The sequence below is a fragment of the Flavobacterium sp. CLA17 genome (assembly GCF_013112255.2).
In the GTDB taxonomy this organism is placed as follows: Bacteria; Bacteroidota; Bacteroidia; order Flavobacteriales; family Flavobacteriaceae; genus Flavobacterium; species Flavobacterium circumlabens.
In genome coordinates this window covers 4119222-4143672 of sequence record NZ_CP068294.1, presented here as the reverse complement: position 1 = coordinate 4143672, position 24451 = coordinate 4119222, and the positions used below count along the sequence as shown (strand labels likewise).

Annotated in this window: 22 protein-coding genes; 15 read left to right on the top strand and 7 right to left on the bottom strand. The window is 34.9% G+C overall.

Going from position 1 to position 24451, the window contains the following annotated elements; all coding sequences use genetic code 11:
- Nucleotides 1–5: 5 nt before the first annotated feature.
- The 6 genes from gldI to HAV12_RS17035 all read right to left on the bottom strand — a co-directional run bounded on the left by gldI (nucleotide 6) and on the right by HAV12_RS17035 (nucleotide 5224).
- Complete coding sequence (gene gldI, locus HAV12_RS17060; protein ID WP_171570727.1) at nucleotides 6–647, bottom strand: gliding motility-associated peptidyl-prolyl isomerase GldI; 642 nt, start codon at nucleotides 645–647, stop codon at nucleotides 6–8.
- Between the two features lie 6 nt (nucleotides 648–653).
- Nucleotides 654–1658 (bottom strand): bifunctional oligoribonuclease/PAP phosphatase NrnA, encoded by a 1005-nt coding sequence (locus tag HAV12_RS17055; RefSeq protein WP_171570726.1) that lies wholly within the window; start codon nucleotides 1656–1658, stop codon nucleotides 654–656.
- A gap of 270 nt (nucleotides 1659–1928) precedes the next feature.
- Entirely contained in the window at nucleotides 1929–3173 is a 1245-nt protein-coding gene (locus HAV12_RS17050; protein WP_171570725.1) for a voltage-gated chloride channel family protein, read from the bottom strand.
- A gap of 285 nt (nucleotides 3174–3458) precedes the next feature.
- On the bottom strand, nucleotides 3459–3842 hold the full coding sequence (locus tag HAV12_RS17045; RefSeq protein WP_132035610.1) for a RidA family protein: 384 nt from the start codon (nucleotides 3840–3842) through the stop codon (nucleotides 3459–3461).
- Between the two features lie 160 nt (nucleotides 3843–4002).
- Entirely contained in the window at nucleotides 4003–4311 is a 309-nt protein-coding gene (locus HAV12_RS17040) for a chaperone modulator CbpM (RefSeq protein ID WP_132035607.1), read from the bottom strand.
- A complete protein-coding gene (locus HAV12_RS17035; protein WP_171570724.1) occupies nucleotides 4304–5224 on the bottom strand; it encodes a DnaJ C-terminal domain-containing protein in 921 nt (306 codons plus the stop codon). The genes HAV12_RS17040 and HAV12_RS17035 overlap by 8 nt, the downstream gene beginning before the upstream one ends.
- A 271-nt stretch (nucleotides 5225–5495) precedes the next feature.
- Between HAV12_RS17035 and HAV12_RS17030 the strand changes: the two genes are divergently transcribed.
- The gene (locus HAV12_RS17030; protein ID WP_171570723.1) at nucleotides 5496–6215 is read left to right on the top strand and encodes a hypothetical protein; all 720 of its coding nucleotides are present in this window, start codon (nucleotides 5496–5498) and stop codon (nucleotides 6213–6215) included.
- Between the two features lie 48 nt (nucleotides 6216–6263).
- Here the strand turns inward: HAV12_RS17030 and HAV12_RS17025 are convergent, their stop codons facing one another.
- Nucleotides 6264–6791, bottom strand: coding sequence for a hypothetical protein (locus HAV12_RS17025; protein WP_132035598.1), 528 nt, complete (start codon nucleotides 6789–6791; stop codon nucleotides 6264–6266).
- 237 nt (nucleotides 6792–7028) lie between these two features.
- Here HAV12_RS17025 and guaA point away from each other — a divergent pair, with 237 nt between their 5' ends.
- From guaA to HAV12_RS16955, 14 genes are all read left to right on the top strand, one after another.
- Nucleotides 7029–8558 (top strand): glutamine-hydrolyzing GMP synthase, encoded by a 1530-nt coding sequence (gene guaA / locus HAV12_RS17020; protein WP_132035595.1) that lies wholly within the window; start codon nucleotides 7029–7031, stop codon nucleotides 8556–8558.
- A gap of 61 nt (nucleotides 8559–8619) precedes the next feature.
- Nucleotides 8620–10530, top strand: coding sequence for a LysM peptidoglycan-binding domain-containing protein (locus HAV12_RS17015; protein ID WP_171570722.1), 1911 nt, complete (start codon nucleotides 8620–8622; stop codon nucleotides 10528–10530).
- Nucleotides 10531–10621: 91 nt separating this feature from the next.
- Nucleotides 10622–12724 carry a LysM peptidoglycan-binding domain-containing protein gene (locus HAV12_RS17010; protein ID WP_171570721.1) on the top strand — a complete coding sequence of 701 codons (2103 nt, stop codon included), beginning with the start codon at nucleotides 10622–10624 and terminating at the stop codon, nucleotides 12722–12724.
- Entirely contained in the window at nucleotides 12724–13125 is a 402-nt protein-coding gene (locus HAV12_RS17005) for an OsmC family protein (protein WP_132035587.1), read from the top strand. The genes HAV12_RS17010 and HAV12_RS17005 overlap by 1 nt, the downstream gene beginning before the upstream one ends.
- A gap of 424 nt (nucleotides 13126–13549) precedes the next feature.
- Nucleotides 13550–15478 carry a glucosamine-6-phosphate deaminase gene (gene nagB, locus HAV12_RS17000; protein WP_171570720.1) on the top strand — a complete coding sequence of 643 codons (1929 nt, stop codon included), beginning with the start codon at nucleotides 13550–13552 and terminating at the stop codon, nucleotides 15476–15478.
- 276 nt (nucleotides 15479–15754) lie between these two features.
- Nucleotides 15755–15985, top strand: coding sequence for a DUF3820 family protein (locus tag HAV12_RS16995; protein WP_127337046.1), 231 nt, complete (start codon nucleotides 15755–15757; stop codon nucleotides 15983–15985).
- A 158-nt stretch (nucleotides 15986–16143) separates the two neighbouring features.
- Nucleotides 16144–16977: a DUF6625 family protein gene (locus HAV12_RS16990; RefSeq protein ID WP_171570719.1), complete on the top strand. Its 834-nt coding sequence runs from the start codon at nucleotides 16144–16146 to the stop codon at nucleotides 16975–16977.
- A gap of 79 nt (nucleotides 16978–17056) precedes the next feature.
- Entirely contained in the window at nucleotides 17057–18412 is a 1356-nt protein-coding gene (locus HAV12_RS16985; RefSeq protein WP_171570718.1) for a hypothetical protein, read from the top strand.
- 48 nt (nucleotides 18413–18460) lie between these two features.
- Complete coding sequence (locus tag HAV12_RS16980) at nucleotides 18461–19039, top strand: hypothetical protein (RefSeq protein ID WP_171570717.1); 579 nt, start codon at nucleotides 18461–18463, stop codon at nucleotides 19037–19039.
- A gap of 170 nt (nucleotides 19040–19209) precedes the next feature.
- Complete coding sequence (locus tag HAV12_RS16975) at nucleotides 19210–20046, top strand: DUF6625 family protein (RefSeq protein ID WP_171570716.1); 837 nt, start codon at nucleotides 19210–19212, stop codon at nucleotides 20044–20046.
- A gap of 7 nt (nucleotides 20047–20053) precedes the next feature.
- A complete protein-coding gene (locus HAV12_RS16970; protein ID WP_171570715.1) occupies nucleotides 20054–21634 on the top strand; it encodes a DUF6734 family protein in 1581 nt (526 codons plus the stop codon).
- 74 nt (nucleotides 21635–21708) lie between these two features.
- Nucleotides 21709–23088, top strand: coding sequence for a hypothetical protein (locus HAV12_RS16965; protein ID WP_171570714.1), 1380 nt, complete (start codon nucleotides 21709–21711; stop codon nucleotides 23086–23088).
- A gap of 7 nt (nucleotides 23089–23095) precedes the next feature.
- The gene (locus HAV12_RS16960; protein ID WP_171570713.1) at nucleotides 23096–23686 is read left to right on the top strand and encodes a hypothetical protein; all 591 of its coding nucleotides are present in this window, start codon (nucleotides 23096–23098) and stop codon (nucleotides 23684–23686) included.
- A gap of 123 nt (nucleotides 23687–23809) precedes the next feature.
- Nucleotides 23810–24430 carry a tetratricopeptide repeat protein gene (locus HAV12_RS16955; protein ID WP_205423328.1) on the top strand — a complete coding sequence of 207 codons (621 nt, stop codon included), beginning with the start codon at nucleotides 23810–23812 and terminating at the stop codon, nucleotides 24428–24430.
- Nucleotides 24431–24451: the final 21 nt, after the last annotated feature.

Genomic DNA, 24451 nt, shown 5'->3' with positions numbered 1-24451 from the left:
TTTTTTTATGGGTTTAAAGTGTCTTTTTTAGTTTGAACTGCTGCCTTTGGAGTTACCGCTTTTGGCGTTTGTGTTCCGGTAACGGCTGTCTTAGGTGCTTCTTCAGGAACAAAATTACGAAGGGTAACCGTGCAAATCAGGGATTCATTGGTTCCGATTTTTTTGTTGTCTCCGTGATAGCCATAGGCCATGTGTGATGGAAATAAAAAGTTGACAGTTTCGTTTTTGTGCATCAGTTTAATACCGTCGCGCAATCCCATCATGATTTCCTGTTTGTCAACATAGTAGGTTTGCGGGCCTAATTCTGCTTCTGCATAAATAACTTTGCCTTTGATGTCTTTTACTTCTAAATTATAATAAGCGATATCGCCTCTTTTCGGTTTTAAAGTATCAGCGGTATTTTGTTCTTCATACGAATACCAATATCCTTTTTGGGAAGCATAATACTTTACTTTCGGATTGCTTTTGATGATGTTTTTAATGACATCTTCTTCACTGGCAACCAGTTTTTTATTCCGGTCAGCCGATTTTTTCATGAAAGTTCCCGAAGCTCTTGAAATAGGTCTTCTGGCTTCTTCATGATGTTTACAGCCAACACATAGAACAGCAAACAGCAGGGCAGAAATGCTTAGTTTTAAGTAGTTCATAGTAGGTTATATTTTTAGTTTAGTTACTAAGTCTTCAAACTTTTTAATGGTCTCTTCCATAGAAACTTCCGATCTTCCGCCAGCGGCATTGGTATGTCCTCCACCGTTAAAATGATCTCTTGCAAACTGATTCACATCAAATCCTCCTTGCGAACGGAAGGAAATTTTGATGATTTTTTCGTCTTTATTTTCTATAAAAATAGCTGTAAAATCAATTCCTTTTATACTTAATCCGTAATTAACAATTCCTTCGGTATCGCCTTTTATATAATTAAAGGCATCCAGTTCGCTTTGAGTCAATGTTGTATAAGAAGTTTTATGCTCTTCAAAAACTTTCATATTCTGTAATGCGCAACCTAATAATTGTAAGCGGCTGTAGGAGCTGTTGTCGAATAATAAAACCGGAATTTCGGTATTTTCGACGCCTAAATCAATTAAATCCGCCACAATTCGATGCGTATTTCCGGTTGTTTTCGGAAATCGGAAAGAACCTGAATCGGTTAATATTCCTGTATAAATACACGTTGCAATGGTTTTGTCTAAATCTTCTTTTTTGCCTAAAAACGAAATGAAATTGTAAATCATTTCGCAGGTAGAACCAAAGGAAGTATCGGAATACATGTAGGTGGCATAATCATCCGGTTTCTGATGATGATCGATCATGATAAAAGGCGCTTTTAGCTTTGCCAAAGTATGTTCCATTTCTCCGGTACGGTGAAAAGCATTAAAATCAAGTGTAAATATTATTTCAGCTTCTTCTAATATTTTAGTACAGTTTTCGGTGTCTTTTTCAAAGATTTTTACGGTTTCGGAACCTGGCAGCCAGGCCAGAAAATCAGGAAAATCATTAGGGGCAATCACCGTTGGCAGGTGGTTGTTTTTTAGTAAAAAATGGTATAAACCTAAGGTAGAACCCATAGCATCACCGTCAGGACCTCTATGCGGAATTATAGCGATTTTCTTTGGGGTTGCGAGTAATAATTGTATCGCCTGAATATCTTGTATTTTCATAGTGTGCGAATTTACATTTTTTTAACGTAAACCTGAAAACATTTTCGAGATTAACACAGTTTTATAAAGTTATGGGTTGTGAGTTATGGGTTATGAGTTTTATTCTGGAATTTGGAATTTTATTCCGGGAATTTAAATTAATACACGGATGAAATAGGCTCGCTAAAGCGAAAATGCGGATTTATTCGGGTTTTTTTAGTTCTGGAGAAACGATTTATTTTGTAGTAACAGATTTTAATCCGTTGAAAATACGTGTTTGGAATTTGGATTTTAAAAATTGGAATTTAATTTTCGATACAGTTTATACTTAGCACCTTTTACGATTTGCGATTTATAAATTCCTACAGAACCGGAAGAAAAGTAAGCGATACTACAGGCAATCGCGATAAAAAGTCCGGGTTGCATCCCGAATAATTCTAATCCCATAATGGTGCAGGCGATAGGAGTGTGGGTAGCTCCTGAAAATACGGCTACAAAACCCATTCCGGCGAGAAGCGCAATTGGCATAGGTACAACAAGTGATAAAGCGCTTCCTAAAGTAGCACCGACAAAAAATAACGGAGTTACTTCACCGCCTTTAAAACCGGCACCCAACGTAAAACCGGTAAATAAAATTTTCAGTAAAAAGTCATACCACGGATTTACATTCGAAAAAGAATCCACAATAACAGGAACGCCCAGTCCGGAGAATTTTGTAAATCCGAAACCAGCAATGGCAATGGCTAAAATAATTCCTCCTACAAACGGACGCAACGGCAGGAATTTTATATATTTTGAAAAAAGGGAACCCCAAAAATGAGTAGTTCTGGAAAACAATAAGGCAGCAAATCCGAACAATACGCTTATTACGATGGTATAAGAAAGGTTGGTCAGATTGATTTCAGGAACATCCGGAATGCTGTAATGGGTGTGTTTGACCTGCCAGAATTCAACCGTAAAATAAGCGGCGTACGCTACTAAAAAAGACAGAAAAACACTTTTTAAATTGATTCTACTAAAATAGACAACCTCCAGGGCAAAAATGGCACCTGCCAGCGGTGTTCCGAAAACAGAGGCAAAACCTGCGCTGATTCCGAGGATGATTAAAATTTTGCGTTCACTATTATCGAGTTTAAAAAGTTTGGTAAACTGATCGGCAATAGCACCTCCCATTTGTACCGCGGTACCTTCACGACCTGCAGAACCGCCAAATAAATGAGTAAGTAAGGTTCCGAGCAGCACTAAAGGAGCCATTTTCAAAGGAATTACTTTTTTAGGATTTTCGTATTCTTCTAACAATAAATTATTGCCTTTTGCGACCGATTCGCCCCAATAGTAATAACTCAATCCAACCAGTAATCCGCCAAGAGGTAGAAGCCATACAATCCAATCGTGGTGGATTCTAAATTGTGTCACCCATTCCAGCGCAACCAGAAAAAAGGCGGAAGCAGATCCGGACAAAACACCAATTAAAAGGCAAATGAGAATCCATTTGAACAGGGTAAAAAGTATTTGTTTAGGTTTTTGATAGTTCATTAGTAACTGGAGTAATCTTTTTTAGCCACGAATTTTTTGCCACAGATTAGCGGATTAAAAAGGATTTTTTTTTTGAGATTTTAGTTGTTTTTTTGAGATCCAATTTTATAGACAAATTTTTCGTCTGTTCGCTATTATCGGGATACGAATTTAATTTTTTATACATAAAATTATAGAATCTTTCTAATCCTGTAATCAGTGGCAAAATAAAATTAGCGAAAATTAGTGAAATTCGTGGCAAAAGAATATTAGCACAATTAGTGTAATCAGAGGCAAAAATAAAACTTACTGCACAACAGCTGTAAATTCAATTTCAACTAAATATTCAGGAGCCACCAGTTTGCTGATTTCATAAAAGCCTGTGGTCGGTTTTACATCCTTAAAAAAGAAAGAGTGCGCTCTTGCTACTTCTTCAAAAGTTGTAATGTCAGTGGTAAAAATCCGGGTTCTGATAACATCTTTCATTCCAACATTCAAATCTTGCAAAACTTTTTCAACACGTTCCAGGATGTTGTAGGTTTGAGCATAGGCATCGTCGGCTTTTACTTTTTCACCGTCAACAATCGCAACAGTTCCCGAAACTTCGATAATATTGCCAATTCGTACGGCGCGACAATATCCCATTTTGTCCTCCCAGGGAGATCCTGTTAAGATGTTTTCTCTTTTCATTTCTTCTGTTTTATTGAATTTGTTTATTTTTTTTTAAATCAAATTCGGGTTAGTTAATTTCGCTGCAATTTATAAAATATACGGTTGACAAAACCAATTATTCATTTGAAATCCCGCAGAAAATCATTCTTTTTTGTGATATTATGATTCATCGGATTTTTTATGGTTCAATTTGATGCTGCTCATAAAGACGAAGTTTGTTTTGAGCAGCAGTCAGGTTTTGCTGTAATACTTCGATTTTGTTTAACAGGTTGGCAATCGCATCAATCCCTTCCAGATTAATTTTAAGATCATAATGCAGCCGAATCATTTTTTCGACAGCAGGCAGTTGTTCCGGCTGCAGGTATTCGTCTTCTTCGAGCATGATGATCTGTACTAAACCATAATTGTGCAGCTCGGTTATAAAGGTATTTTCAATTTCGTGGTATACACAAAACTGTTTTATTTGAATTAAGTCTTTACTATTCATGATTTCTTAATTTAGCTAATTCTTGGAATAATTCTTTTTCTTTTGCGGACAAGTTCGTTGGAATTTTTAAAGTATACGTAATGTACAAATCTCCACACTGATTGTCTTTTTTATACACCGGAAACCCTTTTCCTTTCAGTTTTACTTTGGTTCCGGGCTGGGTTTCGGCAGGGACTTTTATTTTTACTTTTCCATCAAAAGTAGTCACATAAATTTCTCCTCCTAAAATTGCCGTATATAAATCCAGGTCGGCATCTGCATACAAATTATGACCTTCCCGTTTGAAGTCGGAATTGTTATCGATTGAAAAAGTAAGGTATAAATCGCCATTCGGTCCGCCGTTTACACCGGGAGCCCCATGATTCGGAATTTTTATAATCTGTCCGTTTTCGACTCCGGCAGGAATAGTGATCCTGATGTTTTTGCCATTAACGGTAAGGTTTTGTTTGTGCGTCGTATACGCAGAAGCAAGGTCCAGTTGTAATTCGGCATTGAAATCCTGGCCTCTGTATTTCGCCTGACTTCTCGAACTTCTTCCGGAAGAACCGTACATGGAATTAAAGAAATCAGAAAAATCGCCATCTGAGAAATCTCCTCCGCCAAAATCAGTATAACTTTGACTGCCTTGCTGTTGTCTTGAAGATTGCTGTTGATTAGGGTCGTAGCCTGCTTTTTCAAATTCGTCAGCATGTTTCCAGTCTTTGCCGTATTTGTCGTATTTCTTTCGATTTTCTGGATTGCTTAAAACTTCATTGGCTTCATTTATTTCCTTGAATTTCTTCTCCGCCTCTTTATCATTCGGATTCAAATCAGGATGATATTTACGGGCTGCTTTTCGATAGGCTTTTTTTATTTCGGCTTCAGTGGCAGTTTTTGTAATTTCTAAGATCTTGTAATAGTCTATATAATCCATTTTTCCGGTTTTTACTAAATGAAAATTAAAATACTGAAGTTAGGAATAAGTTACTAATTATCAAAACGCTATATTTCTGAAATGCAGAATTTTGTAAACCTTCAAAAGTGGTTTTTAATTTCTGGCAGGTTTTTTGTTTTCCAAAAATTAGCCTAATATATTGTTATAAAACTCTTAAAGTTGTAGCGCCTGTTTAAATTATGCTATTTTTGTGAAGCTATACTTTAATTCTGTAATAATTATAAATGCCCATTCGATAATACTTTTTTCAATGAAGCACATTTTATTTTTCATACTATTTTGTACTGCTATAACAGTATCCGCCCAAACTGAATTTAGTACAAAATTCAAGGCTATTCCGGCTCCTAAATTTAGCTCAAAACCTAAAAAACTTTCCATTCCGGAAGTTAAAGATCCAAAAGCTAACACTTCAGATATTCCAAGTATCAAAACACCCAATGTTTTTGATAACACCACTATAACCCAAAAATCCAAACTTCAGATAGGAGAGCAGAAAAGTACTTTTACAATGTCTACGGAAACTGATTTTGCTAATCCGGGGGACCGTTATGTTGCGAAAATGGAAAAAGATCTTGATAAGGCGTTAAAAGAGGCGGGACTAAAAGAGGATAAAGGAAAATTAGTTAGAAAAAATATTGATTTTGGAGAATTTACAACAAAATCTGAATATTTTATTGTTAAATATCGAGACTTTATTGTTGTCGATGGAGATTTGGTCAGAGTGTCACAAAATTTTAAAGTAATTCAGGGATCAATAGAAATGGAAGGCAACTATAAGCAATTTAAAATTACACTCCCATTGGGAATCAATAAATTAGAATTTGAAGCGATTACTACTGGTGCTTCTGGAGGAAATACAGCTGAATTTCAGATTTATGATGCAGAAGGAAAATTTATAAATTCATATTTTTGGGATAATTTAGATACAGGTTATAAAGGATCACTTATTGTTTTAAGAATTCCAAAATAAAATCTCAGAATCTTAGTAACTCAGCACCTCAGAACCTTTTTAGAAAAATTAAAACGGATCAGCAGTAACATTAAACTTCATATCTGCCTTTACCGTTACATCTCTTGTAAGTGTTTCTTTTAACGTAACTTTTGTTCTGATTTTATATTTATCAGCTTTGATGTATTGATCTAATCGGGCATCTGTGCTAATCAGATCAATCGTATTACTTGTTGAATTGATATTATCCTGATAGGCCAATTCTATTTCATCTGAATCAGTTGTCGAGATATATAAATGAATCGATTTTAAAAACGTAAATGTTTCTCCCTCAGGATCTGTAATTGTCAATTTTAGCGATTTTAATTTTACATCTTTTACCAGACTCGCCTGAGTATTGTTGTTTTTAAATTCAGCTGAGGAATTTGTAGTCACATCGGGTGTTATAATTTCCGACGGTAAATTAATAGGTGAAGTACTTTTTATCTGAATTGACGCATTATTCGAAATGGTAAAAGTCAGTAAATCATCAACAGCATTACAAGAGGTTAAAAATAAACACAGGAAAAAAGAAAAGGCAATTAATTTTGATTTCATAATATGGGTTTTGTATAAATACGATTTTTTGAGGGATTTGGTTTTTTCTTTCAAGGTACAAAGCTACAAAGGTACAAAGTTTCAAAGATGTAAAGGAAAAATAATGTATCTCCATTTTCACACCTTTGCATCTTTGTACCTCTGAGCCTTTGCAGCTAAAATCAGAACACTGAAAAAAAATATTTTTTTTTCAGTGTTCTGATTTTTCAAATTCGAATATAAAAAGTATTTTTGCGCATGCAACACAACGTACTTATTTTAGATTTCGGATCGCAATATACACAGCTTATTGCGCGTAGAGTTCGCGAATTAAATATATTCTGCGAAATTTTCCCTTACAATCACTTTCCTAGTGATTTATCACCTTATAAAGCCGTAATTTTAGGAGGAAGCCCTTTTTCTGTTCGTGCAGAAGATGCGCCACATCCTGATTTATCTCAAATTCGAGGCAAACTTCCTATGCTGGCAGTTTGTTACGGAGCACAATATTTAGCACACTTTAGTGGCGGAGAAGTTGCGGCTTCAAACACCAGAGAATACGGCAGGGCTAATTTATCCTATATTAAAGAGGATGAAGTTTTCTTTAACGGAGTTTCAGAAAACAGTCAGGTTTGGATGAGTCACAGCGATAGTATCAAGGCTTTGCCGACCAATGCGGTAAAATTAGCGAGCACGCATGACGTAGAATATGCAGCTTACAAAATTGAAGGCGAAACTACGTATGCGATTCAGTATCACCCGGAAGTTTTCCACTCTACAGATGGATCAAAAATGCTGGAGAACTTTTTAGTAAACATTGCCGAAGTGCCTCAAAACTTTACACCAGGTGCTTTCGTAGAAGAAATGGTGGGAGAATTGAAAGAGAAATTAGGGAATGATAAAGTTGTTTTAGGATTGTCTGGAGGAGTAGATTCTACTGTAGCCGCAGTTTTATTACACCAGGCTATCGGTAAAAACCTATACTGTATCTTCGTAAATAACGGATTGCTTCGTAAAAACGAATTCCAAAACGTACTGGATCAGTACAAAGGAATGGGATTGAACGTAAAAGGAGTAGATGCCGGAGATCGTTTCTTAGGTGAATTAGCCGGAATCAGTGATCCTGAAACCAAACGTAAAACCATCGGACGTGTATTTATCGAAGTTTTTGATGATGAATCACATTTAATAGAAGACGTAAAATGGCTGGCGCAGGGAACTATTTACCCTGATGTAATCGAATCGGTTTCTGTAAAAGGACCATCGGCAACGATTAAATCACACCACAATGTGGGCGGATTGCCGGATTATATGAAATTAAAAATTGTAGAACCGCTTCGAATGTTGTTTAAAGACGAAGTTCGCAGAGTGGGTGCTACTTTAGGAATAGATCCTGAGTTGTTAGGCAGACACCCTTTCCCGGGACCAGGATTATCGATCAGAATTTTAGGGGATATTACTCCGGAGAAAGTTCAAATACTACAAGATGTTGATGCTGTCTTTATCGACGGATTAAAATCATGGGGATTATACGATAAAGTTTGGCAGGCAGGAGCAATTCTGCTTCCTGTAAACAGTGTTGGTGTGATGGGCGATGAGCGTACGTACGAAAAAGTAGTAGCGCTTAGAGCAGTTGAATCTACAGACGGTATGACTGCTGACTGGGTTCATTTACCTTATGATTTCTTAATGAAAGTCTCAAACGACATTATAAACAAAGTAAAAGGCGTGAATCGTGTGGTTTACGATATAAGTTCAAAACCACCCGCAACAATTGAATGGGAATAGTACTATTTTTCAAATTAAGGCGTTACATTTGTAACGCCTTAATTTTTATAACCTACTATTTATGAGAGAACTTTTAACGATTTCTCTTGTCTTTATTTTGTCTTTTAACAAAATAACTGCGCAAGATTCAATTATTGAACACAAAATTCAAAAAGGAGAAACTGCCTATTTTATTGCCCAAAAATATAAAGTTTCTGTTGAGGAAATTTACAAACTCAATCCCGAATCGCAGAACGGAATCAAAGACAATCAAATTATTAAGGTTCCCGTTCACTCCGCAGAACAGCAAAAATCAAACCCGCAAATTACCCATATTGTTGGTCCAAAAGAAACACTGTTCGGTTTATCGAAACAATATAATGTTTCGGTTGAAGCGCTTCAGAATGCCAACCCAATTCTTGCCGGCGGACTTCAGATTGGTCAGGAATTAAGTATCCCGCAGCATACTGCCAATCTTCCTAAAACTGAAATCTCAGCATCTTCAAAAGTAACCCACGAGGTAGTGGCCAAAGAATCTTTATTCAGTATTGCGAGACAATATAATGTTTCGGTTCAGGATCTGGAAAATTTGAATAAAGAGCTGCTTCAAAACGGATTGCAGATTGGTCAGACCATTTCAATTCCAAACAAAAGAAAAACATTAGACGGAAGAGTTCGTGTCATCAATCAGGAAACTGTTTTTCATGTGGTGGAACCCAAAGAAACCAAATTCTCGATTGCCAAGAAATACGGCATTTCAATTGAGCAACTGGAATCTCAAAATCCTGAAATCGTAAACGGATTAATTGTCGGCAATAAACTGGCCATTAATACAAAGGAAGTTAAACCAACAAATGAGCGAGAAGAACTGATGCTGGCGCTGGCGGAAAAACAAGTTGTAGTTGAAAAAGGAAAAGCCAAAACCGTTGAACTGGAAGATTTAAAAGACAGATTGGTTATTCAGAAAGAAATGAATCAGAAGATTATAAAGATCAATGATCTGAAAGTCAATCTGAATGATATGAATGGTTCCAAAGAGAATTCGGTTGAAAAATTACGATTGGTTCTGGAAGCCAATAAAAATGTTCAGGATATTTTAATGGCCAAATTAGATTCGTTAGTCAACACGATGAACAATGATTTAGTCGAATTGAAAAGAATGGATGTTTTGAATGTGGATGAATCCAAACGATTAGAAAAAAAATCGTATGAAAGCATCAGCAAAACCAGTGATTTGTCTTCCCAACTCAAGAAAGAACTGGCTGAAAACCGAAAAGCTTATGCCGGTTTAATGAACAAAGTAGAGCGAATTGCAGTCGAGGAAAATCAGGAATACAAGAAGAAAATCCGCGAAAGCGAAAAGAATAATAATGTCACTTCCCTGCAGCAGCGTCTTTCGCTTGACGAAATAAAAAGGTACAAAATCGAGCAGGAACAAGGCGATGCGCAAAATCAATTGTTAATTGCTAAAATTGATTCCCTTGATACACAGAAAACCATCGAAATCAAACGCCATATCAGTAAGGCAACTTATTACAGTATGGAAGCCAGAAAATTTGATGATAAAGTGGCTTTGATGAAATTAAAAAAATACCAGGACGAAGCGATTAAAAATCAAAAAACAGATCCGGATGCCACTTCAAAATTGGTTTCGCCGGAAGAAATGAAACGCGAACTGAAAGAAAATCCGTTTAAAAATGAAAAGAATGTCAAGATAGAAGTTTATGATAATCTTAAAGAAGTTTCAAACGGCTATTACTTAGTTTTAGGTATATTTACCGATGCGGTACCAAGGGATAAGCTGATTATGAAACTTATTGATTCTGGTGATTTTAACGCTAGTTTTTTCTTTAATATAAACAGTCTTTCGTACTACGTTTACTCGGATAAGTATCAAAATATGGAAGAAGTTTTATATAAAGGCAAGAAAAATGAAGAAGATGAGTTATATAAGAACATTATTATTGCAAAGGTTGAAATTGATCTGAGATAATAATCGAAAAAATAACAAGTGGCCTGAATCTTGCTTTGACAAAATGAGTAACTTGTTTTTGAATTAAAAATTAATTGTTTTAAGCCCTATTATGAAATATTATTTAGCATTATTATCTCTTGTTTTTTTTACTTGTTCTGCTTTTGCCCAGGAAAAAGTAGTTAAGTATAAAGTTTCAAGTGGAGAAACCATCAATCAGATTGCAGAGAAATTTAAGGTTACGCCTTATGATATTTACTCTTTAAATCCTGATGCGCGAACTGGATTAGTGCCTAATACAGTTTTACTAATTCCAACTGGAGGAAAAGCCAGTGCCGTAAAAAAAGAAGTTGCAGCAACAAAAAATACTGCTTCAGGAAAAGCAACTACACATGAAGTGCAGCCAAAAGAAACACTTTTTGGCATAGAGAAAAAATATGGCATTTCTGATGAAGCCTTAAAAGCTGCAAATCCGTTTTTGGTGACCAATGGTTTACAAATAGGTCAGACGCTTACCATTCCTTCAAAAGGAGCGGCCGTAAAAAGTGCTGCATCGACAGCCGGTAAAGCTGTTAAAACTGCTGGTCCGGAAAAGTATGTATATCACGATGTACAAGCAAAAGAAACAAAATATTCAATTGCAAAAGAGTATAAAACGACCGTCGAAGATTTAGAAAAACGCAATCCGGAAATTGTTTCCAGTTTGCCTGTAGGATACCGTGTAACCATTAAAGGAACGGCTCCCAAAACAGATACAACTACTGCTGTTGCTGCCAATGTTTCTAAAGCTGCCGAAACTAAAAAAGCAGATGAAGCTGTAAAAAAAGGAACTACGTACATGGACTATCAGGTGAAGCCAAAAGAAACTTTGTACAGTTTGTCCAGAACATTTCAGTTAACGCAGGCAGAATTAACAGAGTTGAATCCGTCACTTTCTGAAGGCGTAAAAGAAGGAATGGTTTTGAAAGTTCCGTCCGGATTCCTGGCACCTGCTCCGATTATTGCCCAGCAACAGCCACAACAGGTTGAAAAACAGGTAGAAAAACCAGTTGATAATTCAGCTTCGGGCGGGATTAAAATTCTTGAAAAAGTAAAATCAGAAACCGTTTCTGCAGATCCGGAAGTGGTTGAACTGACAAAAGTAAGAGGGCAAAACGAGCGTAAAAAACTGGCTTTATTGCTGCCTTTTAATCTGGCAAAAATGCAATCGGACACCATAAGTTCAGCCAATCGAATTAAAAATGATAAGTTTTTGAATATGACGCTTGATTTTTATTCAGGGGCCATGATGGCAATTGACTCGGCAAAAGTCTTGAAATTACCAATTGATGTCAGTATTTTTGATTCGCAGGAAACAAAAAGTACCTCAAATGTTTCTAGTTTAATTTCTCAGAATAAATTACAGGGAGCTAATGCTGTGATCGGCCCGTTTTACCAAAGTAATGCCGAGAGTACAGCGAATTCGCTTCGTTTATACAATATACCTGTGATTTCTCCACTATCAAAAGATACCGCTAACCCAATTGATAACTTGTATCAGACCATTCCAACAAATGATGTGGTCAAAAGTGCTGTTTTTGATTATATGCGTTCTAAAAACGGAAACATCGTTGCGGTTGTAGACAAGAAAAAAGAATCGGTGATCAATTACATAAAACAAAACCAAAAAGGAGTTGTTTTTGCTGCCTTATCGGAAACGGGAGGCTTGGATGTTGCCAATTTAAAAAGCCTTTTGTTGCCTAACAGAATGAATTATGTAGTCATGGAAACCGGTAATACCGCCATGGTGAAAACAACCATAAAAGCTTTGTTAGATGCACAAAAAACCTGTCAGGTGCAGCTGGTGATTTTAGAACCGAACAGTACGCTGGATACAGATGAAATTAGTTTTGAAAGCCTGGTGAAACTGAAATTAATGTACCCATCAGTAACTCGTGAGAGTAATGAGCCAGCAGTATTAATATTTGAAAAAGAATACAGACTGAAAAATAAAGTGAATCCAAATACGTACGCTACCCGTGGTTTTGATGTAACTTTTGATACCATGATGCGTTTGGTTCAGGGAAAAACATATCAGGAAACAACAGATTTAATCACAACAGAACAGGTTGATAATAAATTTCAATACTACAAAAAAGAAGATGGAGGACACGCCAATAAAGGAGTGTACATCTTATATTACGATTCAGACTTAACTTTAAAAGTAGCCAACTAATGACATCAAAAGTAACCTATTTAGGGGATTTAAGAACAAAATCAATTCATGTGCAGTCAGGAAGTGAAATCATTTCTGATGCACCATTAGACAATAACGGAAAAGGAGAAGCATTTTCCCCAACAGATACCGTTGCCAATGCTTTGGCAAGTTGCATGATGACTATTATGGGAATCAAGGCCCGTGATATGGCAATCAATATTAACGACTCAACAGCCGATGTAACCAAAATAATGAATGCTGAACCAAGACGAATTGGTGCTATTGAAATTGTTTTCGAAATGAAAGGTACTGAAGATGAAAAAAACAGAACCATTCTGGAACGTGCTGCTATGACCTGCCCGGTTTTTTTGAGTCTGAATGCAGATATAGAAAAGAAAATTACGTTTAACTGGAAGTAATTTTATAAAATAAAATGGAAAGCCGTCATTATTTTGACGGCTTTTTTTTTGCATTTTTTTTATAGTACTAAAAAATTAACAAAATATTCATACCTAATTTTGGTCAGTAAAAATATAATGTAGTATCTTTGTTTTGCAAAAAAAATGCAGTTTAATGCAAAAATAACGCAATCTATTGAAACTGAAATGAGATTCTGTTTTCAATATTTATTTTGGATTTTTTTTATAAGAGGATAAAAAAAGGTTTTCCAAATTCTGCTTCAAATCAATAATTTTAAATTTTACTGAATTACTTTTATAAAGATTTTATCTTTGTATAATTCTGCTTGCTAATTTTTTAGCGATGTATTGATGTGAAATTCTGCCAGTGAAAAATAAAATTTTTATTTGAAAATTATAATTAGAAAAGTAAAAAAACTATATCATGTTAAAAAGTAAAATAGACAAAGCGACAGGTTTTGAGAAACGATTCGAAAACATCAATACGGTTGTTTTTGAAAATTCAGGAGATGCTTCAAAAGCAGTAGCCCGGGAAATTGCAGCTTTAATCCAGTCCAGACAAAAAATCGGCCAGCCTTGTATTTTAGGACTTGCAACAGGATCTTCCCCAAAAGGATTGTATGCGGAACTCGTTCGTTTGCACAAAGAAGAAGGATTAAGTTTTAAAAATGTAATCAGTTTTAATCTGGACGAATATTATCCGATGGAACCCAATTCCATCAACAGCTATGTTCGTTTTATGAAAGAACTGTTGTTTGATCATGTCGATATTTTACCTGAAAACGCCCATGTTCCGGACGGACTTCTATCAAAAGAACAAATAGCCGATTACTGTCATGATTACGAAGCTAAAATTGAAGCCTTGGGCGGAATCGATTTGCAGATTCTCGGAATTGGCGGAAACGGACATATCGGTTTTAACGAATCCGGTTCACTTCAAAACTCCAAAACACGTTTGGTAGCTTTAGACCATATTACAAGAGTAGCCGCAAGTAAAGATTTCTTCGGACTAAGCAATACGCCCAGAACCGCGATTACACTTGGAGTAAAAAAAATCATGGAAGCCAAAAGAGTCATCCTGCTGGCTTGGGGAGAAGGAAAAGCCAATGTTGTCAAAAGATCAGTAGAAGATGAAGTAACGAACAGAGTACCCGCTTCCTTTTTGCAGGAACATGACAACGCTGTTTTTATTTTAGATAAAGAAGCCTCTTCGAAACTTACCAGAATCAACAAACCGTGGCTGGTAGAAAAAGTAATCTGGACCGATAAATTAACCCGTAAAGCGGTTTTAGGATTGGCACTACAGCTTAAAAAACCAATTTTAATGCTTACTGATGCTGATTATATTGAGCATGGAATGAGTGATTTACTGGCTGATTCCGGTCCGGCATACGACATCAACATCAAAATATTCAATAAATTACAAAATACGATCACAGGCTGGCCAGGCGGAAAACCCAATGCTGATGATTCCAACCGTCCGGAAAGAGCAGAACCTGCCAGAAAACGTGTCCTGATTTTCAGTCCGCATCCGGATGATGATATCATTAGTATGGGGGGAACTTTCATGCGTCTGCAGGAGCAGGGACATGAAGTGCACGTAGCCTACCAAACCTCCGGAAATATTGCTGTTGCCGACGACGAAGCCTTACGTTTTGCGCGATTCGTAATAGACTACAATGAAAAATTCGGAATCAAAAGTGCCGAAGCTGATACGATTTATCAAAAAGCACAAACCTTTCTGGAGAATAAAAAGAACAGCGAAATTGACATTCCCGAAGTTCGTTACATCAAAGGACTGATCCGAAAAGGGGAGGCGAGAGCAACCAGTCATTTTGTGGGTTTGACCGATGATCAGATTCATTTTATGGAACTTCCGTTTTATGAAACCGGAACCATCGAGAAAAAACCAATCGGAAAAGAAGACATCCAACTGACCATCGATTTGATTGAAAAAATCAAGCCACACCAAATATACGCAGCCGGAGATTTAGCCGATCCGCATGGAACGCACAAAGTTTGTCTGGATGCTATTTTTGAAGCGGTAAAAGCTTTAAAACCAAAACCCTTTATGGACGACTGCTGGTTATGGCTGTACAGAGGAGCATGGCAGGAATGGGGAATTGACGAAGTCGAAATGGCGGTACCCATGAGCCCTGACCAGGTGTTGGCAAAACGCCACGGAATTTTCAAACACCAGTCACAAAAAGACGGTGTTGTTTTTCAGGGAACGGACGCCAGGGAATTTTGGCAGAGAGCCGAGGACCGAAATCACGAAACAGCAGCTTTATATCAGGAACTAGGTTTAGCGACCTACGCTGCAATGGAAGCTTTCGTGAGATGGCACTACTAAGTTGTTAAGGTTCTGAGATGCTAAGATTCTAAGTTTTTTAGTTTTAAAATATTCACCAGGACTCTGGCGATAGCGAGCATGCGAAGCAATTACACTAATTAAATTCGGGTTAATTCGTAAAATTAGTGGCAAAACACACATACAGATTAGAAAATCACTTTAATCTTTTTAATCTGTGGCAAAAAATAAAAAATAATAATAGCTTTGTACCAACAAGAAGCAAGAAAGAGAATCAATCTGTATTCTCTTCTCTTGCTTCTTTTTTCTTTAAAAAAAATGGAACAAGACAGTAAACTTCTCATAAAATTAGCCCATACCAAAATGCCTTTCGGAAAATACGAGGGACGTTTCTTAATTGATTTACCCGAATATTATGTCGTTTGGTACCAGAATAAAGGATTTCCAAAAGGAGAACTGGGTCAGCAATTACAATTGATCTACGAATTAAAACTAAACGGTTTGGAAGAATTAATCCGTAATATTAAGAAAAGATATCCGAAACCGTAAAAAAGAGTAAGAAAAATCTTTTTTATTGAGTTCTTTTTCCTACTTTTGAAATAGAAATTATTATAGTTTTCAAAACAAGTTGATACCACAACTGCAGTTTTAAATTTTTAAAGCTGTATCGGAGAATCACTGTTTTTAAAATTATAATAATTTTTTTTATGCCAAAACTTACTTCCATAGCAAGTCTTACCTGCTGGTACGGAGAATATCCATGGTACTTCCCCTATTTTTTACATTCCTGCTCTTTTAACCCAACGGTTGATTTTATTATCATAACCGATAATAAAACCAAAATTAAGCATCAGCCGGATAATGTAAAGTTAGTTTACAGAACACTTGATGGAATAAAAGCTTCGGCTTCTGAAAAGCTTGGCTTTGCCGTAAACATTGATTACCCCTATAAATTATGCGATTTTAAGCCCGCTTATGGCTTTTTGTTTCCGGAAATCATTGAGGGGTATGATTTTTGGGCGCAAAGCGATCTCGATGTTATTTTTGGAAATATCCGCTTGTTTCTTACAGAAGAAATGCTGGACTCGTATGACTTTATAAGCATGAGGCATGATTACACTTCAGGATGTTTTGCTTTATACAGGAATAATGAAAAAATGAATACTTTTTTCATGAGAAGTAAAGATTATAAACTTGTTTTTTCTAACGCACAACATTTTTGCTTTGATGAATGCAATTTTGCCTGGGACGCTTTGGCCTTTGGGAAATCGATCTTTGAAATTCAAACCGAAATAGTCAGTTTTACACACTTAATAAAAGCAGCGGAAATCACAAAAGAGATAAGAGCTCATTTTGACTTTATTATCATAGAAGGCTATACGGGAAATGTTGTTTTTGAAAATGGTAAAATTATTTATAAAGACGCATTAGAAGGGCTGCTCTTTCATCTCTTCTGGATTAAAAAAACATATTCTCCCAAGATGCATCCGAAGAAAATTCCCAATACCTATAAAATTGGTCCGGTAAAAATTACGCATTAGCAGGATATTTTGTTCTTACAAGTTAGGGGATAGCAAATATTTTATAAAATTTAATTAAATCAACTTAAAAATGAATGTTATGAGAACTTTAAAAAAAATGAGTTTTAATGCCTTGATTGAAAACATGTCAATGGAAGAGCAAAAATCTACTTTAGCCGGTAGTGGTTCCGTTATGAATGGTAGTTATTACGGATCAGGTGGTAGTATTGGAGGATATTCTACTGGTAATATGGGCTATTATGCTTCGGACAGAGGCATGTCTTCGAATTTCACTCCGGCAGGAACTCTATTGTATACGCCTAATGGTAACTATTCCGCACCATCAATTTCAAGTAATCAAAACAGTTATGGCTACGGAAGTACTAGTTATAATACGAACAATTATGGCTCCGGAAGTAAACCTTTGAGTAATAGCGTAGGATGGACAAGTACTGGAAACAGTATAAAAACAACAAACGAGAATGATATCAGCCGGGTATTGAACTTTATGTATTCCAATACCGTTTCAAAAACCGCAGTCACTTGGAATATGGTAGCAGGTTTTTTAAATAACGAACTGACAGCTTCCGGCCGCGCAACCAATGATGCATTGTATGGACCAGTTCAGCTTAATAATGTAACTGTCCTTAATAAATACAAAGGACCAAGTACAATTCCACAAGGGATGGTTTATGATAATGGAGTACTGACATTGGGAGTTGCGATGGGGAGTCATGGTGTTTTGGTTAGAAATAGTGGAAGCTCATCAGAAATATTACAGGTTAAAACACCCGCAGTACTCGTTCCTTTTACAAAAGAAGAGCTAATTAATGGTTTTAATAAGGTTGGTTTTTCCGGTATGACGCGACCTTTTATTGAGGATTGGGATCCGGTTAAGGGACAATATAATAATGCTACCAGATTTAAGGCTGATATGAAATTAAACGTTGACGGAGCATCGGTTATTGCTTTGTATGAAAAATTATCTTTAACCTTATATGATAAAGATAGTAATACGGGACAAAATGCTACTATAGGTTTTGGACATTTACTTCATCCTGGAGCGATAAAATCTGGAGATATAAAATCAATAACTTTTGATCAGGCTGTATCTTTTTTTTCTACTGATATAATTGAGACAGAACGTGTCTTAAATCAGAAAATAGAAAATATGGATTTGACGGGTAAATTTAATAGAAATCAATATTTTGCATTAGTTGACATGGCATATAATGGTGGTAATTCTTCTGACAGTATATTAGTTGCAGTTCTAAATGGAATGAAATCAGGTGGAGTTGATGCTGCAAATAAGATAATAACAGATTCTTATATTAACCAAAATAATGGAGGTCTAAAAGATAGAAGATATTTTGAAGCACAAGCATTTGTGAATGGACGATCAATAACTCCTGAACAAGCGGATCAAGAATTACGACAATTAGGTTTGAAAAAATAAAACCTTCAATAATGAAATAAATATATACGATAAGTTTTTAAAAAAAATATGAAAAAAATTGCAATTGTTTCGATGTTGCTAAATATAGTATTAATAGTTAATAGTGTTCTGCTGTATAATAAATATTGTGATATTAAAAATAACTTGGAAATTCACCAGAAAAGTAAAATAACAATAAATAGTAGTGAAAAAATAGACTCGATTATTGATAAAAGCGATCCTATTTACATTTATAACACTCATAAATTTCCTCGTGATTCAGGTTATACAAGTTATGATTATAATATGAATACCGGTGAGAGGCTTCAATTTGCAGATAGCCTCTTAAACGAACTTTTGAAAAGTAAACTAAATATGCTTGATAAGTATATAAAAATAGATAAGGAAATGGTTCTACAAGTAAAAGATAATATGTTTTTTGTTAAGGCTTTAAAAATCAATATTGGACAGAAAAATAATCTCGTAAAATCTCAAAAACTTTGGGAACAGATGAGAGCACTAAACTATGACAATGTTTGGCTAGGCTGTTCTGGAGCTACTGCTTGTACAGGTATTGCTAATGATGCTGACATAAAATTTGTTTTAGAGCGGATGGAAAAAATTAAAAAAATAGAAGCATACAATTAGTTATCGATAAATAGGATATAAAATTTATTAAAAAAGAAGGAAAAAACTTTCTTTATTGATTTATTTTATTATTTTTGAAGTGAAAATTATTACAGTTTTCAAAAACAAATTAATACCACAATCGCAATTTAAAATTGCCATCAATTAATTTGAAAACTGTAATTATTTATATGCCAAAACTTACTTCAATAGCAAGTCTTACTTGCTGGTACGGAAAATATCCGTGGTACTTTCCCTATTTTTTACATTCCTGTTCATTTAATCCAAGTGTTGATTTTTATATCATAACAGACAATTTAGAAGAAATTGAAAATAAGCCGCAAAATGTTAAGATAGTCTTCAAAACCCTTCAAGAAGTAAAAGTTTTAGCCTCCAAAAAACTTGGTTTTGCCGTAAGCATTGATTACCCCCGTAAATTATGCGATTTTAAGCCCGCTTATGGCTTTTTGTTTTCCGAAATTATTCGGAAATATGATTTTTGGGGCTTTAGTGATCTTGATATCGTTTTTGGATCAATTCGAACTTTCATGACCGAAAGAATCTTAAAACAATATGACGTCATTAGCAGTCATTATAATTATGTAACAGGTTCATTTTGTTTATTTAGGAATAAGGAATACATCAACCAATTGTTTATGAAAAGTAAAGATTATCAAATGGTTTTTAGTAATCCAACCCATTTTTGCTTTGACGAGTGTAATTTTCTTTTTAAAGAATTAGAGAAAGGAACATCAATATTAGAAATAAACAATCCCATAGAAAGCATGACTTATATTGTAAAGAAGGAAGAGAAAGAATCTCGTTTAAAAGCCTTTTTTGATTTTGTAATTATAGAAGGTGTACCGGGGAATATTGAATGGGAAAGAGGGATCTTAATTTATAAACAGTTATTTGAAGTTATGTTTTATCATCTAAACCAGTTTAAAACTTCCTGTTCGATAAAAAAGGTATTACAACCAATACCACTTAAATACAGTTTTACAAGAACTAAAATAATTGACAAATAGTAAAAAGATGAGAATCATTCAAAGTGCCTGGGCCTGTAATAAATCGGATTTATTGAGGAATAACTCGGGCTGGCTATCTCCGGAGTATAACTTAATATCCTGGACTTTAAGTTGTTTGCAATTAAAGCAATATTATCCTGAACTTGTTTTGTATTGTGATAGCACTTACGCAAAGTTGTTTATAGATACTTTAGAATTGCCTTACAGTGATGTAGTTTGTAATTTAGATATACTAAATAAATACCACCCTCAACTTTGGGCATTACCTAAAATTTATTCTTACGCACAGCAGGAAAAGCCTTTTTTGCACGTTGATGGCGATGTATTTATTTGGAAAAAGTTTGAAGATAGGTTATTGAGTTCGGAACTAATAACCCAAAACAAAGAAGCAGCAACGGATTACTATGAGAAAATAATGATCTCTTTAGAAGCGTCACTAAACTATTTTCCTGATGAAATTCAAAAGGAGAGAAAATCACAAAAACCGATTTTGGCTTACAATGCCGGAATATTTGGTGGAAGTGATATTTCCTTTTTTCAGGAGTATGCATCGAAAGCATTTGAATTTGTAAATAAAAATGTGCTGAATCTACCGAAGATTAATATTTCAAGTTTTAATATTTTTTTTGAACAATATCTTTTTTACTGCCTCACTAAGAAATACAACAAAAAAGTGAATGTGCTTCTTTCAGAGACAATTGGAGATAATCAGTACAAAGGATTTGGCGACTTCGCCAGAGTCCCTTATGAAAAGCAATATTTGCATTTATTGGGCAATTATAAAAGGAATGAATTTGTTTGTAAACAAATGGCTCCCAGGCTTCGACAAGATTATCCTGAATATTACTACAGAATAATTGATTTATTTAAAACGAATAAATTGTCACTTTATAATGATTATTACAATTTGGAAAACATAACTAAAGACTTTTTAGTTCAGAGATATAAAAGATTAAATAATAATGCTTTAGCGATTGAAAAACAGGAAGCAGTTAAGGCAGTAAGTTTTGATTTTAAACGAGATTTAAGAAAGGAAATTGGAAATATTATATTGAATAAAGAGCAATTTATAGATTTTGAAATATTTAACTCCAGGATTAATTCCATCATCAAAATAGACTTTTTATTTATTTCTAAAGACTATTTGTATGCCAGAGACTGTCTTGCAAATTTTTATTTTCAGTGCCTGTTTGAGGATAAAAGTGATATCTACAATAAAAAGATAGTGCGAGGAGACGATTATAGAATCATTAAAAGTGATTTTAACTGGAGTTCCTTCATTGAAAAACAAAAGGACAACAAGGAATATGAATTCTTTAAACTTGAAAAATCAGATGCAGGGATTAGTACACTGATAGTTCCGGAATGTGACCAGAACAAATTTTCGCTGACTTATATTGATGAGCTGGATTTGGTTATTTTGGAAATTTTAAAGACTGATAAAACAATTCGCGAATTATTTGATGCACTGGAAGAATATTTCGATACAGATGAATTGTTTAAAATCCCTGCTGAATTTGAGAAGCTAATTTTTGGAAGAATAAAATTAGGAATTCATGTAAAGTCTATAAAAGTAATTATTGATTAATATTTAATAGTAAAAACACTACAATTAAAAAAAAATATTTATATATTTGAAAAATCTAACTAAAAACTTATAAAATGAAAAGTCTTAAAAAAATAAAATTTTCTGACATTGTCGGGATGTTGGAAGTAGATGAAATGAGAGAGATAATTGGTGGCTGCGGCAGTGGTACCGGTTCTGATGCGAATTATGGTTTTGGCGGCGGTGGCGGTGCTACTGCATTAAGTGGTAGCAGTAGTTTTGGAACCAGTTTTTCAGGATCTAATTACGGAGGATTCGGCGGATCGAATGCTGTTGGAGGTGGTGTGTATGGCAGCGGTTCTGTTACAGGAGCCGGAGGAAGCAGTTTTCCCGGTTCTCCTTATTATAATGGTAGTTCTGGTTCCGGGACAAACAATTTGAATTCGTCTACTTTAAGGAATGGATATGGAGGTGGTTGGTATACCAATTATAACAATGGAAAAACAACTAATGATTCAGTAACTATTGATCGGTTTTTTCAGTTTATATATTCACAGAAAGGTGTAGTGACGAACAATCAGGTTTTTAATTTTTTGAATAATGAATTAACAACAACAGGACAACAACGCAACACGCAACAATATAATATTATTCAATTACCGGGGACAGTATTAAACAATGTCCCAGTGCAAAATAATTATAAGGGACCAAGCAAAGTGCCGAAAGGGACGGTAATAAACAATATGTCACTCTTTGTTGATAATTCTGGCACTGGGATAAGTGGCGGGGCAACTGGTACCGGAGGAAACAGCACAGGAACAAATAATGCTTCATGGTACATCATGCCAATACATGGCAGTTTATATAAACCGACAGTATTAGAAGCAGCTGTAATGTCTAAAGCAGTTTATGGAGATAAAGTTAGCGCTGATGATTTAGGACATTGGGCTATTTCTAAGCCAGTTGCAGGTGTTCTGTACAATGACCCGAAATCAGGATTTAAATCACAATTATATGAAAAAGTTGGTTTGAATGGAAAAATGGAATATTGTTATGTAACGGCTGGAACTGAGCCGGGAGATATTGGGGACTACGCGGCCGACGCGCTACAAACAGCCGGAATTTCGTTGCAGTATCAGCAGTCTGTGAATAATGCAAAAATATTAAAAGCTCAGTTTGGGGATGCATTATCCTTTGCAGGACATTCATTGGGAGGTGGCATGGCTGAAGCTAATGCCAGAATTACAGGAGAAAGTGCTACAACTTTTAATGCTGCGGGATTAAGCTATTATACAGCATTAATTTTGGGGACAGGTTTTGTATCAGATACCCATTCCTATATTATGAATAATGACCCTTTAAATATTGCACAAATGGTTACTCCCGGTCTTACAACGGCAGGAGGGAAAAAGCATTTTGTTAATCAAAACGGAACAAGCTCTGGCGGTCATAGTATAGATGCAATGATTGCAGCTTTAAGAATAGTTCCAAATTAAAAATAATATGAAAAAAATAATAATTATTGTATTTCATGTTACATTTTTAATGCTTTTAAATTCGTGTGGAAAATGCATTGAGACACAATTAACCTATGCTGAGAAAGAATGGTTTTCAGTTTATAATAAAGGTGAAACCATTATTTTCAAAAGTAATTTGGGGAATATTGATACGCTCGTCGTAATAGAAAAAATAGAAACCCATAATAATAAAGATTGCAATTACTATGGTATAGGATCTACACAACCTAATATCATGTCTATGACTATTAAATCTAATAGTTGTCATAATAATCCATATTGCAACGGAGAGGTATTTATTAGCAAAGACAAAAGTGATGTAAATTATTTACCAAGTTTTAGTCTTTTTGGTCTAAATCAAAAGGGAGATCTTCAAAATGATATTTTGAAATTAAAAACAATGAAGTTAACAACAACAAATACATGGTATAATTTGGTTTATCATTTTGAAGATGGCATAAATACGAGTAATGGGGGGAATTATTACTTGAAATCCTTTGACTGGGATAAAAAAGAGGGTTTGATCAGATATGATACAAGTGAAGGAGAAGTGTTTGAATTACTAAAAAAGTATTAGAATAAATAATTAAGAAAAATGAGGTTAGATTTTATAATACAAAGGATAGTGAGAATTAATTTTTTGTTTTTATTTTTTACTCAAATCTGTATTTCACAAACTCCTGAAGTAAAACAATTATTGATGGATGGAGAGAAAGCATTTTTAGAGAATAACTTTTTGCTGGCAAAAGAAATTTATACGAAAGCAGTACATCTTGATGCGGAAAATAAAAATTGCTGGTACGATCTGGGAGTTACAGAATTGAAACTGGGTGAGAATGAGAATGCGTGTGAGCATTTTTATCAGGCTGTTTTGTTATATCATGAAGCTGCATTTGAAATGATGAAGAAAAGCTGTCCCAATTTTAGAAATGGAACGGTAATGTTTTTAAAGGATGTTGAAGAAAAGCCAAAATTTTTCTATAGAGGAATAGAGCATGAACTCCTTATTAAAAATGATATCAATCCACTGTATAAAGAAATTTTAATTGAAGAATTGGAAAGTTCTAAAATCATTGTTCAGAAAGTTAAAGAGAGAATACCCATGCGCGTAGTTTTTCGAATTAATAAAAACAATGAAATTGAAGTTAAAGTCATTGAGGCACATTCGGAAATAAAAATAAATGACCCTGTTCTACAATATGAAATTGCTTTTGTTTTTTCGAATATGGTGCGTTACGCTGCAGCTAAAAATAAGGGAAAAGAAGTGGATTTATGGGATAAATGGATTCTGCCTCTCGATTTTCAAATTGTTAAAGAATAATCTGGTATTATATAAAAAAAT